We start from the raw sequence: 13641 nt of genomic DNA on the forward strand, positions 1-13641 counted from the left end.
GGTTGCGACACCTTGTTCCCCGATTGCGCCGTAGAATGCGCGGCTCGCGCGCGTGTTCTCCAAATGAGCGCGTGATTCTAGGGTATTGCCCATGGCCTTGCGCCGTTACATGCAGGTGGATGTCTTCGCGGACCGGCCCGGGGCCGGCAATCCGCTGGCGGTCGTGCTCGACGCCGAAGGCCTGGACGACGCGGCGATGCAGGCCATCGCGCGTTGGACGAGGCTCCCCGAGACGACCTTCCTGCTCCCCCCGAACACCCCCCGAACCAGCTATCGCCTGCGCATCTTCTCGCCGCGGCGCGAAGTCCCCTTCGCCGGTCATCCGAGCGTCGGCTCGGCGCACGTCGCTTTGGCGGCGGGCCTGGCCGAGCCGGTCGACGGCTTGCTTGTGCAGGACGGCATCGCCGGCCAGCTCCCCCTGCGCGTATCGGGAAGCGGACGCGAACGCACGATCGCGGTGCGCACGCCGCGCTCGCGCGTGGTCGAGATCGCCTCGCCGGAAGACCCGCGCCTGGTGCCCTCGCTCGCCGGCCTCCCGCTCGGCGCGTTGCCGCCGGCGCTGGTGGAAGGCGGCCGCCGCTGGTGGCTGGTCGAACTCGCCAGCGAAGGCCAACTGCGCGCGGCCGAACCCGACTGGCAGGCGATCGGCAAGCTCGCGCAGGCGACCGACACGATGGGCGTGTGCGTCTATGCGCGCAGCGAAGATCCGGTCTACTACCTCGCGGTGCGCGCGTGGGTCGGCGCGCCCGCGCAATTCGAGGATGCGGCATCGGGTGCGGCGAACGCGACGCTCGCCGCATGGCTCGCCTCGCAGGATGCGTTGCCCGGCACCGGCGGCTTCTACCGCATCAGCCAGGGCCGCGAAGTCGGCCACGACGCGATCATCGAACTCGATGTCGATACCGACGGCGAAGTGTGGTCCGGCGGCCGCGTGTGCACGGTCGTCGACGGGAAGATCGACTGGCCCTGACGGCGCTTCGCCGCCAGGGCCGCGACGCGAATCGCGTCAGTCGAACTTCGTGCGCGCCCACCAACGATTGTTGCTGACGCCGTCGATCGGGAAGTACCAGAACGCGCCGTTGTTGTTGGGGTCGAGGAAGGTGAAGTACTCGACCTGGTTGATGTACGGGTTGACGTACACGAAGCGATCGCCGCGCTTGGCGCGCGTGAAGTCGCCGGTCGCGACGCCGCCGGAAGGCAGGCGCGCATCCCACAGGTTCATCGCCGCGCGGAACGCGGTGCCGCAGTGCTTCGGCGGCGTCGTGCCGATGTATTCCCAGTAATGGTTGTCGCGCTTCTCGATCGGGTAATACCAGTACGCACCGTCGCCGCCGGTGTTGACGAGGCGGAAGTATTCGCGCTGCCGGTTGTACGGATTGTCGTAGCGATGGACGCTGCCGAGCAGCCCACGCCGCACCGCCGGTTGTCCGCGTGCGGGCCAGGTGTCGTTGCCCCACGAATGCACCGCGCACTGGCCGCCGTTGAGCGATTCGTACACGAAGTCGTAGCTCGCCTGCCCGAGCATCTGGTGCAGGTAACCGCTCGGGTGCAAGTCGTCGAAGAACGCGCGGTGGTCGCGGTTGCCGGGCGCGCACGTGGGCAACCAGGGCGCGGAAATCACGACGTTGGCGTCCGGACTCGCCTTCACGTGCGCAAGCACGTCGCCCGTGCCCGTCGCGCACGCGTTCTTGTAGTCCTTGCGCAGCCACCAGGTCTGCTGCTTCACCACGCTCCACATCGGCGACATGTCGAAGCGCATCAGGGTCACGCCACCCGGGGGCGTACGCAGTGCATCGATGCCCGCGTTGAACTGCGCCGTCAGCGCCGCGGCGTTCGCCTTCAGCGCGGGCTGCGCGGCGAAGCGCGGCACATCGTGCATCGGCAGCAGCTTGTAGACGAGGATGCGTTTGGCGCCCATCGCTGCGAGCTTTTCGACGCCGGACTGGATGGCATCGACCGCGCGCGTCACGGCGGCCTTGTCGTTGTGCGGGATCGCGGCGATGAGATCGTTGCCGCCGATCAGGATGACGTGGATCGTGTTGGGATTGGCGATCTTGTAATGGTGCGCGTAGGCGCCGATCTGCCCGTTGAGGGAGACCATGTCCCCGAAGCCGCTGCCGTGCGCGTGCGCGCCGGCGATCGCATAGTTCTGGCCGACGCGGCTGACACTCGGCATGAGGGGATTGCGGTAGCCGGGCGTCAGGGTCTTCCCGTACAAACGCGCCAGCACGTCGACGGCGACCGGGCCGTCCGAAAAACTGCGCCCTTCGTAATACGGCGCGCCGAGCCTGACCGAATCGCGGCGCTTGCCGCAGGCCAGCGCTCCGATTGCCGGCTCGCGGCAGAGCGCGTCCGCCAGCGCAACACCGGCGCCGCCGTCGCTGAGGCTGTCGCCGAAGACGATCAGGTCGGGCGTGGCGACGGGCGCCCACCAGAACCAATTGGCGTGCGCCGGCGACGCAGCCGCGAGGCTCAATGCGAGCGCGAGGAACGACTTGCGAAGCATGCGTGACATCGGAACTCCCTGGCGCATTCGCGCACGTGTGGTGTCGATGTCATCAAGCCGCACCGCGCGTCGCGGTCTCCAGTCGAAACGCGCATCGTCCGTAACGAAAGGGCCGCAATCGCATGCGGCCCTTCGCAACAGGCAAAAAAAAGGGGCCGCAATCCGCGACCCCTTCCCTTCAAGCGTGCATCGATTACTCCGGACGCACGTCCACGCGCACCCGGATACGGTCGCCCGGGTGATAGTTGGTGCGGGTGTGGAACTGGCGCCCGCCGTATTCGTAGGTCACGTCGTAGCCGACGACGCGGTCGTCGTTCGACGTGTTGTAGTTGTCGTAGCCGTTGTTCGCGTAACCGTTGTTGTTGCCGTAGCTGTCGTCGCACACGGTGACCGTGTTGTTCTCGACGCGGCGGCGCTGCGAACTCTCGTAGATCTGGCGACCGGCGAGGCCGCCCACCATCGAACCGATCGCGGTCGCGGCATACGTGCCGGTGCCGCCGCCGACCTTGCTGCCGAGCACCGCGCCGGCGATGCCGCCGACGATGGTCGCGACATTGCGGCCCGTGTTGGTGCCGTAGTTGCCCTGCTGCGGGTAATACGGATCGTTGGGGTACGCGCCATTCGAATAGCCGTTGGTCGCGTAGCGACCGGTGGATTCGTAGCAACGCTGGCCGTTGCTGGCGTACGTGTTGTTGTAACCGTTGTTGCGGTAACGGGAGTCGATCACCGGATCGACGCGCAGGACGCGCGCGTAGCCGTAGATCGCGTTGGTGTCGGTGTAACCACCGTTGTTGTTGTAACCCCCGTTGGAATAACCACCGTAGGTCTGCGCCGACGCCGTACCGGCGGCGGCGACCAGGCCCAATGCAAGCATGGTGGCGGACAGGCGCTTCATGGCTTCGACTCCCTGCGCCGGAATGGCGCGAGGGGATCGTCGGCCCGATGCGGGCAATGCACCCTGAATCGAATCGGGGTGGAAACGCTTGCACCCCGCTTGCACCTGAAGCGTTTAGCGCGCCGACAGCGATGCGACGGCGCGCGTTGTGCAACGCGTCAGCGTTGTGCAGTGCGGCAGGTCACGCGAGCAACTCGGCGTCGAGCGAGATCGGCACGGCGCTGAGCGCCTTGGACACCGGGCAGTTCTGCTTCGCGTCGTCGGCGAGCGCGCGGAACGTCTTCGCGTCGATGCCTTCGACGCGCGCCTTCGTGACCAGGCGGATCTCGCAGATGGTCGGGCCGCCTTCCATGCCGAGTTCGACGTCGGCCTTGGTGTCGATCGACTGCGGCGGGTGCCCGGCTTCGGTCAGCTTGGCCGACAGGGCCATCGTGAAGCAGCCGGCGTGCGCGGCGGCGATCAGCTCTTCCGGGTTCGTGCCCTTCTCGCCGCCGAAGCGCGTGTTGAAGCCATACCGGGTCCCGGCGAGCAGGCCGCTCTGCGGCGTGTCGAGCCGGCCCTGGCCGGTCTTGAGGTCGCCTTCCCAATGCGCGCTGGCGTGGCGGGTGATCGAAGCCATGGCGTTGCTCTCCCTGTCGGGGTCGTGTGGAGGATCGACAGCCTACTCCCGCCCCCGTGGGCGCCGCTTGTACGCCCATGCTTGACCCGTCACCGCTGCTGCGGGAGATTTGCCTTCCGGCGGCGACGCCGGTTCCCGCCATGACGGCCCGCCCCGAGCGAACAGCTTGGTCGGCTACGCTTCCGGTTCGTCTCGCATCGCCGCGGACAGCCATGACGGCCTCCTTCCACCCTTCACGGGAGAGACGGCCTCATGTCCTACTCGACAGAAAACATCCGCAACGTGGCTCTTGCAGGCCACCCAGGCGCCGGCAAAACAATGCTCTTCGAAGCCCTGCTGCATGCCGGCGGCGCGATCCAGACGGCAGGCAGCATCGAGCGCGGCTCGACGGTCTCCGATTTCGACCCGATCGAAAAGGAACGCGGCCACTCCATCGACGCCGCGATCGCAAGCCTCGACACCACCACCGACGGCGCGCCCGTCCACGTCAACCTCGTCGACACGCCCGGGTATCCGGATTTCCGCGGCCCCACGCTGTCGTCGCTCGCCGCGGTGGAAACCGTCGCGATCGTCGTCGACGCCGGCAGCGGCATCGAATACGGCACGCGCCGCATGATGGAGTACGCGAAGGCGCGCAACCTCTGCCGCGCGATCGTCGTCAACAAGATCGACCACGCCGACGCCGACAACGCGCGACTGCTCGAATCGCTGCGCGAAGCCTTCGGCCCGGAAGTCCTCCCGCTCAACCTGCCGGCCGACAACGGCCAGCGCGTCGTGGATTGCTTCGGTTATTCGGGCAAGGTCGCGGCCGGCGATTCGGATCTCGGTGCAGTCGCCGACTGGCACCAGAAGATCATCGACCAGGTCGTCGAAGTGAACGAGACCGTGATGGATCGTTACCTCGACCTCGGCGAGGAAGGCCTGTCCGGCGAGGAGTTGCACAACGCCTTCGAACAATGCCTGCGCGAAGGACACCTCGTGCCCGTGTGCTTCGTCAGCACGCGCAGCGGCACCGGCGTCGACGATCTGCTGAAGATCGCGGGGCGCCTGTTTCCGCATCCCGGCGAAGGCAATCCGCCGAGTTTCGTGAAGGGCAGCGGCGACGACGCGGAAGCGATCGCCGCGCAGCCCGATCCATCGGCGCACGTCATCGCCGACGTGTTCAAGATCATCAACGATCCCTTCGTCGGCAAGCTCGGGATCTTCCGTGTCTACCAGGGCACGGTGAAGAAGGATTCGCAGTTGTTCATCGACGACGGCAAGAAGCCGTTCAAGGTCGCGCACCTGTTCAAGCTCAAGGGCAAGGACCACGTCGAGATCGCGCAGGCGGTGCCGGGCGACATCGCGGCGGTGGCGAAGATCGACGACCTGCACTTCGATGCGGTGCTGCACGATTCGCACGACGAGGACCAGATCCACCTCGCGCCTGCGGAATTCCCGCGACCGATGTTCGGCCTCGCGGTGGAGTCGGCGCACAAGGGCCAGGAACAGAAACTCTCGACCGCGCTGCACAAGCTCGCGGAAGAAGATCCGGCGTTCGCGGTCGAGCATCATCCCGAGCTCAACGAAACCGTCGTGCGCGGTTTGTCCGACCTGCACCTGCGCGTGATGTTGCAGCGCCTCAAGGACAAGCACGGCGTCGAAGTCAAAACGCGCCCGCCACGCATCGCCTATCGCGAGACGGTCAGCTCGAAGGCCGAAGGCCACCATCGCCACAAGAAGCAGACCGGCGGCGCGGGCCAGTTCGGCGAAGTGTTCCTGCGCATCGAACCCATGCCGCGCGGTTCGGGTTTCGAATTCGTCGACGAAGTGAAGGGCGGCACCATCCCCGGGCAATTCATGCCGGCGGTGGAGAAAGGCGTGCGCCAGGTGCTCGGCGCCGGTGCGGTCGCCGGTTACCCGCTGCAGGACGTGCGCGTGATCGTGTACGACGGCAAGCACCACAGCGTCGACAGCAAGGAAGTCGCGTTCGTCGCCGCGGGCAAGAAGGCCTTCCTCGATGCGATCGCGAAGGCGCGCCCGCAGGTGCTCGAACCGATCGTCGACCTGGAAGTCGCCGCGCCCGAACAGCACATGGGCGACATCAGCGGCGGCCTGTCGGCCAAGCGCGCGCGCATCAGCGGCACCGATTCGCTGCGTGGCGGCGAGATCGTGGTCCGCGCGCAGGTCCCGCTCTCGGAGCTGGAAGGCTACGCAGCGGAGCTCAAATCGGTGACCGCGGGGCGCGGGCGATACGCGCTGGATTTCAGCCATTACGAGCCCGTGCCGCCGCAGGTGCAGACGCGCCTGGTGGAAGCCTGGAAGCCAAGAATCGAAGAGGATTGAGCGGCCAACGTCGGTCCGCTCGTCCGGGGATCGAAAAAAACCCTAAAAAACCGGCCTCCGGGGCTTGGCGACGACGCGGGCATGCCCTACATTCCGCCTGCCGAGGGGGACAACCAGGCATTCCATCAACTCACTACACGAGTCATCAGGACACATATGGCGAAGAAGAAAGCCGCATCGAAGAAGGCCGCTCCGAAGTCCGCAGCCAAGTCGGCCGCGCCGAAGCCGATCAAGGAAGCGCTGGGCAAGTCGGGCCTGGTTGCGCACATCTCCGAGCAGTCCGGCGTTGCGCCGCGCGACGTGCGCGCCGTGATGTCCGCGCTGGAAGGCGCCGTGCACGGCTCGGTCAACAAGAAGGGCGCGGGTGCGTTCACCCTGCCGGGCCTGCTGAAGATCACCGTCGTCAACGTTCCGGCCAAGCCCAAGCGCAAGGGCATCAACCCGTTCACCAAGGAAGAGCAGTGGTTCGCCGCCAAGCCGGCCACCGTCAAGGTGAAGGTGCGTCCGCTGAAGAAGCTCAAGGACGCGGCCGCCTGAGGCGCCCGCCAGCTTCGAAGGAAAACGCCCGGGAAACCGGGCGTTTTTTTATGCGCCGCGAAAACAGCGAAAACAGGGGTCAGAGCCCTATTTTCGAAATAGGGCTCTGACCCCTGTTTTCGCTGTTACCTTGCGCGCATGGACGACACTTCCGTTCCGGAGTTCTTCCACCACTTCCCGATGCACCGCGTGCATGCGGGCGATCTCGACCACGTGCTGGCCGACGACGGTCGATTGCGCATCCTGTTCCTGTGGGGCCGCGACTGTCCGAACTGCGACATCGCCAAGCGCCAGATGATGGCGACGCCCGACGCATTCGCATGGCCCGACGTCGATTGGCTGCACGACAACGTTTACGCAGATCCGCGCATGGGCACGCGCTTCGGGTTGCACGGCATCCCGACCTTCCTGGTGTTCCGCGGCGCGCACAAGCTCGGGCGCATCACGCCGTGGCCGGGCACGGGACCTTTCGTCGAGGCGATCGAACGGCTGCGTTCGCAAACGCCTCCCGGCTGATCGCCGGTTCACATACGCTGGCGCACGCTCGCCTGCGATCCAACTTCCGGGACACCGCATGCGCCGCATCGCCCTCGCCTGCCTGATCGCGTTCGCCTCGCTGCTCGCCGCCTGCACCACGTTGCAGGCGCTGGTCGGCAACGAAGTGACGTTCACCACGCCGCAACTGCAGTCGTACCTGGACCGGCGGTTCCCGCGCGATTACGAGAAGCTCGGCGGACTGGTGACGCTGCGCGTCATGCATCCGCGCCTGAGCATTCCCGAAGGCAGCGGACGCCTCCAGCTGGATTTCGACCTCGGCATCGGCGGCATGGGCATGGACAGCGCTTCGCCCGCGGGCCATTTCGCGCTGCAGAGCGGCCTGCGCTTCGATCCGCAAACGCGCGGGCTACACCTGGCCGACCCGGAACTCGTGGGCGTCGACGTGCCCGCGATGGGCGGTGCGATGAACACCACGGCGCGCGCCGCGGTCAACACCTGGCTCGCCGATTACGCGCGGGAGGAACCGGTGTACCGTCTCGACGATAATGTCTGGGGGCGCATGGCCGGGCGACGCATCGGGGAGACCACGATCGGCGACGGCGTCGTGACCCTCCACCTCGACCAATGATTTCCACTCCCGTGAGTGCCTGGATCCCGTGATGCGCCTGCCCGTCGTTTCGCTTCGTCGCTGTTTCGCCTGCCTCGCCGTCGCAGTCGCATTGGCGGGCGTGCTCGCGATCGGTGGATGCGGCGGCGACGATGCGGACCGCGTCGCGCGCCGCGCCGACGGCACCGCGATGGATCCGCTGCCGACGCCCGAAGGCGCGCGCGGCTCGGTCACCGGCATGCCCGACAAGCCGGGTCCCGGACAACAACTCGCGTCGAACGCGAGCGTCGACGATGCGATTGCGATCGACGACATCGTGCTCGACGACGCCGACGGCGACGGCACTCCCGATGCCGACACGAGCGACACCGCGAGCGCGGACAACGAGCCGACCTCCGCCGATGCAGCGACCGCGATCCAGCGTTACTACGACGCGATCCAATCGCAGGATTTCGCGACCGCTTATGCGTTGTGGAGCGATGGAGGACGCGCGAGCGGGCAGACGCCGGAACAATTCGCCGCAGGGTTCGCGGACACGGCGAGTGTCCTCGTCACCGTCGACGTGCCTGCACGCGTCGAAGGCGCGGTCGGATCGCGCTTCGTCGAAGTGCCGGTCGCGGTGGAATCCAGGTCGCGCGACGGCCGCGTGCGGCGCTTCGTCGGTCAGTACACGATGCGGCGTTCGGTGGTCGACGGCGCGACGCCCGACCAGCGCGAATGGCGCATCGCCTCGGCGGATCTTCGGGAGTTGACGCAGTGAGGCGCGCCCTCGCGATCGCAACGATGATGGCGATGTGCGTCGCGTGCTCGCGCACGCAGGCACCTGCAGAGGGTGTCGACGTCGCGAACGACGCAAGCATCGCGGCGCCTTCAACCGTCGCGTCTTCCGACGTCAACGCGCCCGCGCACGACAAACCCACCGCCGACACTCGCGTGCTCTACGAGGCGTTCCGCGGAGGCGAATCCTTCGCCACGTTGCGCGATCGCTTCGGCGCTTCCAACGTGCGCGAACAGGATGTCCCCGGCGCGGAGGGCGAAGTCGAACGCGGCGTCGTACTCTTCCCCGACGATCCGACGCGACGTGCGACGCTCTACTTCGCCGACGCAACCAAGCTCGAAGGCCTCGCGCTCGTCCGCATCACCGATCCCGAATCGACGTGGGCGATCGGCGACGGCATCCGCATGGGCACCACGCTCGCCGAACTCGTCGCGCACAACGGCGGGCCGATCGAATTCAGCGGCTTCGGTTGGGATTACGGCGGCGCGGTCGCCGGCTATCGCGGCGGCAAGCTCGAACCGAACAACGCGATGGCGCCGCAGGGTGGCTTCCGCCTCGCGCCGCGCCCGGGGTTGCCCGAGGACGCGGCGTTGCCGCTCGGCGACACGACATTCTCGAGCGACGACGTCCCCGCGCTCGCCACCGACATCGTCGTCGGCGAGCTCACGCTCTCGTTCCCTCAGAGCTCGAACCGGTAGGTGAACTTCACCACCAGCTGTTCCGAATCGCGGATGTCGAAGCTGTCGCGCAGCGCATCGCGCGAGCCTTCGGAGAACTCGTTGAACAAGTCGCCGCCGCGGCCGTAGACGACGTAGAGGTAGGACAGCGGCTTGTATTCCCAGCGATAGCGCACCTGGAAACCGAGGTTGCTCAGGCTGAAGTCGTCGATCGCATCATCGCTGGGGAGCGGCGTGCCGTCGTCCTGTACGCGCCAGGCCTGGCGCAACGTCGCGTCGAGGCCGAGCGCCTGCATCTTCACCCGGATCTCGTGCTGGTTGCCGATGTTCCAGTTGACGCCGAAGTCGAGCTGCTGCGCGTGCTCGTCGAACGTGCCCAGCAAGTTGCCGCCCTCCCACAGCGTCCACTGCGGCGTGCGTTCGGCGTAGAGGATCGTGTAGAGGCTGAAGGAATCGTTGATGTAGTACGTCGGCTGGAACTGCGTGTTCCAGCCCAGCTTGCGATCGCCGTTCTCGCTGTCGTCGCCGACGCCGTAGTTGGAGACGCCGAAGTTGCCGTAGAACTCCCAGTCGCCCTTGCGCGGACGCGAGCGCTCGATGAAGGCGTTGAAGTTCGACGGGATCTTGACGAACCCGTTGCCGCGCAGCACGCGATCGTCGTAACCGAAGGTGTTGACGTTGATCTGCGCGTACGCGCTGCCGCCGTTCTTCAACTGGTCCTGGCGGCTGAGCCGGAACTGTTCCGACAGGTTGAGGCCCGAGTCGTTGTACGTCGCGCTGATGCGCGCGCGCCAATCCTTCGACGAGTACTTCGAATCCTTCGGCAGGTCGGTGATGCGCTTCATCACCTGGTAGTGGCCGTAGTTGAGGTTCGGGCGCGACAGGAAACCGAAGTCGTTGATCTCCAGGTCGCCGCTGAAATGCATGCCGAGCAGCTGCTGGCGCCAGCCGTGGTCCATCTCGTAATCGATGATGGTGGTGAAGCCGTCGCCGGTCTTGCTGTCGCTCAGGTTGTTGCCGATCGGATCGTTCGCGTCGGCGCCTTCGTCGATGTCGCTGAAGATGAGGCGGTTCTGGATGCTCAGCTTTTCGTTCGGGCGCCAGTTCTGGTCGACGCCGAACACGCGCGCGGTGCGATCGAAGAACGGACGATCCACTTCCGTGAGCATCATGCCCACGCTCTGCTTCTCGTAGTCGTGGCTCAGGCGGAACGCGGTGAACGTGCGGCCCACGTCGTCCGCTTCGTCGGCGAGCAGCACGCCGTACTTGGTCTTGCCGAAGCTGCCGTTGGCCTTGATCGCCGCGGTGATGTCGCCGGGACCGCTGTTGTCGTCGGCCGGGCCGCCGACGCGGCGTGTGTAGACGAGCTGGCTGAAGTCGGACGGCGTGGTGAATTCGAACGGGCCCTGGTTCTCGGTGAAGAACGGGCGCTTGTCGCTGAAGAAGGTTTCGTTCGCACTGAAGTTGACGACGATGTCGTCGCTCTCGACCTGGCCGAAGTCCGGGTTGATCGTTGCGGTCAGCTGGAACTGGCCGTTCGGCTTCCACAGGATGTCGGCGCCGGTGTCGAACGAGCCGTTGCCGTTGACGTTGTCGTACAGGCCGGACACGTACGGCGTGATCGCAACCAGCGACTGGTTGTAGACCGGTACTTCGATCGGCGTGAAGTCGGAGAGGAAGCGCGGGCGCTCGAAGCTCGCCTGCGGCCACGCGCTGCGTTCGCCGGTGCTGCCGATGACGCGGTCGAGGTAGATGCGGAACGTGCGCTTGCCGTCCCTGCCCTTCGCCATCGGGGCGATGTACCAGGGGATCAGCATCTCGACGTACCACGCTTCGGCGTCTTCGCTCGCCGCGTGCTTCCAGTTGCCGTCCCAGTCGGTCGAGAAGCGGTTCTCGTTGGTGATCACCGCATCGTTGATGCCGTCGGTCGAGGTCACCATGAAGTTGTAGCCGGTGTTGCCGTCGCCGAAGTCGATCATCAGGTTGTTGCGGTCGACCTGCGCCTGCTCGTCGCGGCGGATCACCTGGCGCGTGCGTTCGACGTTCGCGGGTTGCACGTTCTTGAACGCGATGGCGAGGCCTTCGGGCGTCGCGAGGATCCAGGCTTCCGTCGGCTGCGAGGCCGGCGCGCCGGTGAGCGGTTGGGTGATGCGGAAATCGGTGACGTGCTGCGCGCCCTGCCATTCGGCGGGGTCGATCTTGCCGTCGACGGTGATTTCAGCCCGCGCCTGGCCGGAAAGCGCGAGCAGGATGGCGAAGGACAGCGTCGCAATTGACATGCGGCTGCGCATGGATAACTGGCCCCGGCTTTGCAAGGAAGATGCGCGCAGCCTATTCACCGGGGAGTCGGGTGCCGACTCCCGTCAGTCATGCAAACCTTTTTCCTATCCGGGGCATCGTGCCCCTGTGGGCAACCTCAGCGCTTGGGCTTGAGCATCGTCCCGGTGCACTTCTTCGACCCGCAGTGGCAGGCCCAGATCTTCTTCAGGCGCGCGGTGTGCGGCTCATCCAGGGTGATGCCGTAGTCGTAGGTCAGCTCTTCGCCCGGCTTGATGGAACGCTTGGCCTCGATGAACACGCGGTCCTTGCGGCGGTCCTTCCCGTCGTCCTCTTCCAGCACGGCTTCGCAGTTCGGATCGCAGCTGTGGTTGATCCAGCGCGCGGTGTTGCCGCCGTGGTTGGCGTCGATCACGTACTCGTCGTTGAGCGTGAACAGGAACGTGTGACCACTTTCGACATCGCCGGTGTCCCCGCTGTCCACGTCTTCGTGGGTGCGACGCTGGCCCTTGTACTCGATGAGGCGCTCGCCCTTCTTGAGGGAGGACAACGCGAACACGCCGTTGCCGTGGATCTGCGAACGACGGGCGATGATCTTGCGGGCCATGCGGACATCCGGTTGGGGAAAGAGGGCGATTGTGGCGGGAATGCGGTGAAGCCGCCATCGGCGGTGGCCGCTCGCGCCCGCGTGCTTCGTATTCCGGGATTCGATCCCACCTGCGAAACCCGACCGATGCGCGCAAGCCTGCTCGTTCCGACCGCCGCCCTCGTCTGCTCCCTCGCCGCCTGCAAGCCGGCCGCCGAAGCCGCGGCCGAAGCGAACGCCGCACCGGCAACGCCTGTCGCCTCGTCGGCGACGTTCGGCATGACCGATGCGGAATTGATCGCACGCGGCGAATACCTCGCGCGCATCGCCGGCTGCAACGATTGCCATACGCCGGGTTATCCGGAATCGGGCGGCAAGGTGCCGAAGGATCAGTGGCTGGTCGGCTCGAGCACCGGCTGGAACGGCCCGTGGGGCACGACCTATCCGGCGAACCTGCGCCTGAAGGCCGTCGACATGGAAGATGCGAAGTGGCTCGAGTACTCGCGCACGCTGCACACGCGCCCGCCGATGCCCGACTTCGCGGTGCGCGACATGACCGACGCCGATCGTCTGTCGCTGTTCCGCCTGCTCAAGTCGCTCGGCCCGATGGGCGAACCGGCCCCGGCGTATCTCGAGCCGGGCCAGGTGCCGCCGCTGCCGTTCGTGCAGTTCAATCCCCCGCCGCCGCCCGCGGCCGCGGACGCGCAGGCCGAACCGGTCTCCGGTGGCTGAACGGTTGGGAAGCAAAAACAGGGGTCAGAGCACCTTTTTCCCTGAAAAAGGTGCTCTGACCCCTGTTTTTGCTCCCGAGCGGTGGCCCCGGCGATCGCTAAAACGTACAATTTCAGTCCGTTTTAGAAGTCGCCCGGGTCGCTGCAGGCCATGCTTCGCGTCACCAAGCTCACCGATTACGCCACGGTCGTCCTCACCGCGCTCGCCGCGGCGCCCGAGCGCGTGCACAGCGCCGCCGAGCTCGCCGCAAGCGCCGGGCTCGAAGTCACCACCGTCGCCAAGCTGCTCAAGCCGCTCGCGCAGGCCGGCCTCGTCGCCGGCTTCCGCGGCGCGCACGGCGGCTATCGCCTCGCGCGCGACGCGCGCGAGATCTCCCTGATCGAAATCGTCGAAGCGATGGAAGGCCCGCTCGGCATGACCGAGTGCAGCGTGCACGCGGGTTCGTGCGGCATCGAGTCGTCGTGCGGCGTGCGCGCCAACTGGCGCCGCATCAACGATGTCGTCGCCGACGCGCTGCGCGGCGTGTCCCTCGCCGACATGCTGGCCCCCGCTCCCGCGAAACCGCGCCGTTCGATCCCCGCCACGCTGGCAACGGCGTGAGGTT

General features: G+C 66.6%; 14 protein-coding genes. 9 read left to right on the forward strand and 5 right to left on the reverse strand.

The features are described from left to right. Window positions 1-91 precede the first annotated feature (91 nt). Window positions 92-970 (forward strand): PhzF family phenazine biosynthesis protein, encoded by an 879-nt coding sequence (locus LK996_RS12610; RefSeq protein ID WP_230527711.1) that lies wholly within the window; start codon window positions 92-94, stop codon window positions 968-970. A gap of 36 nt (window positions 971-1006) precedes the next feature. Here LK996_RS12610 and LK996_RS12615 read toward each other — a convergent pair whose 3' ends face one another. From LK996_RS12615 to LK996_RS12625, 3 genes are all read right to left on the reverse strand, one after another. Beyond that, complete coding sequence (locus tag LK996_RS12615; protein ID WP_230527712.1) at window positions 1007-2515, reverse strand: SGNH/GDSL hydrolase family protein; 1509 nt, start codon at window positions 2513-2515, stop codon at window positions 1007-1009. 184 nt (window positions 2516-2699) lie between these two features. Beyond that, window positions 2700-3401 (reverse strand): glycine zipper 2TM domain-containing protein, encoded by a 702-nt coding sequence (locus tag LK996_RS12620; protein ID WP_230527713.1) that lies wholly within the window; start codon window positions 3399-3401, stop codon window positions 2700-2702. A 181-nt stretch (window positions 3402-3582) separates the two neighbouring features. Continuing rightward, window positions 3583-4020 carry an OsmC family protein gene (locus LK996_RS12625; RefSeq protein WP_230527714.1) on the reverse strand — a complete coding sequence of 146 codons (438 nt, stop codon included), beginning with the start codon at window positions 4018-4020 and terminating at the stop codon, window positions 3583-3585. Window positions 4021-4272: 252 nt separating this feature from the next. On the opposite strand from LK996_RS12625, the gene fusA reads away from it, so the two are divergent. The 6 genes from fusA (at window position 4273) to LK996_RS12655 (ending at window position 9463) form a co-directional block, all read left to right on the forward strand. Continuing rightward, on the forward strand, window positions 4273-6345 hold the full coding sequence (gene fusA / locus LK996_RS12630; protein WP_230527715.1) for an elongation factor G: 2073 nt from the start codon (window positions 4273-4275) through the stop codon (window positions 6343-6345). A 156-nt stretch (window positions 6346-6501) separates the two neighbouring features. Continuing rightward, window positions 6502-6882, forward strand: a complete 381-nt coding sequence (locus LK996_RS12635) for an HU family DNA-binding protein (protein WP_230527716.1) — start codon at window positions 6502-6504, stop codon at window positions 6880-6882. A gap of 138 nt (window positions 6883-7020) precedes the next feature. Next, window positions 7021-7398 (forward strand): thioredoxin family protein, encoded by a 378-nt coding sequence (locus LK996_RS12640; RefSeq protein WP_230527717.1) that lies wholly within the window; start codon window positions 7021-7023, stop codon window positions 7396-7398. A 58-nt stretch (window positions 7399-7456) separates the two neighbouring features. Further along, window positions 7457-8008 (forward strand): DUF1439 domain-containing protein, encoded by a 552-nt coding sequence (locus tag LK996_RS12645; protein WP_230527718.1) that lies wholly within the window; start codon window positions 7457-7459, stop codon window positions 8006-8008. Window positions 8009-8039: 31 nt separating this feature from the next. Further along, a complete protein-coding gene (locus tag LK996_RS12650; protein ID WP_230527719.1) occupies window positions 8040-8747 on the forward strand; it encodes a hypothetical protein in 708 nt (235 codons plus the stop codon). Next, window positions 8744-9463, forward strand: a complete 720-nt coding sequence (locus LK996_RS12655; RefSeq protein ID WP_230527720.1) for a hypothetical protein — start codon at window positions 8744-8746, stop codon at window positions 9461-9463. The genes LK996_RS12650 and LK996_RS12655 overlap by 4 nt, the downstream gene beginning before the upstream one ends. Here LK996_RS12655 and LK996_RS12660 read toward each other — a convergent pair. Continuing rightward, a complete protein-coding gene (locus LK996_RS12660; RefSeq protein WP_230527721.1) occupies window positions 9445-11721 on the reverse strand; it encodes a DUF5916 domain-containing protein in 2277 nt (758 codons plus the stop codon). The genes LK996_RS12655 and LK996_RS12660 overlap by 19 nt on opposite strands. A 137-nt stretch (window positions 11722-11858) precedes the next feature. Then, on the reverse strand, window positions 11859-12326 hold the full coding sequence (locus LK996_RS12665; RefSeq protein WP_230527722.1) for an SET domain-containing protein: 468 nt from the start codon (window positions 12324-12326) through the stop codon (window positions 11859-11861). 126 nt (window positions 12327-12452) lie between these two features. Here LK996_RS12665 and LK996_RS12670 point away from each other — a divergent pair, with 126 nt between their 5' ends. Together LK996_RS12670 and LK996_RS12675 are read left to right on the forward strand one after the other, a co-directional pair. Next, window positions 12453-13037 (forward strand): cytochrome C, encoded by a 585-nt coding sequence (locus tag LK996_RS12670; RefSeq protein ID WP_230527723.1) that lies wholly within the window; start codon window positions 12453-12455, stop codon window positions 13035-13037. 150 nt (window positions 13038-13187) lie between these two features. Beyond that, the gene (locus LK996_RS12675; protein WP_230527724.1) at window positions 13188-13637 is read left to right on the forward strand and encodes an SUF system Fe-S cluster assembly regulator; all 450 of its coding nucleotides are present in this window, start codon (window positions 13188-13190) and stop codon (window positions 13635-13637) included. The last annotated feature ends 4 nt before the right edge of the window (window positions 13638-13641 follow it).

Origin of the sequence: Noviluteimonas lactosilytica, assembly GCF_020866925.1 — a bacterium.
Classification (GTDB): Bacteria; Pseudomonadota; Gammaproteobacteria; order Xanthomonadales; family Xanthomonadaceae; genus Noviluteimonas; species Noviluteimonas lactosilytica.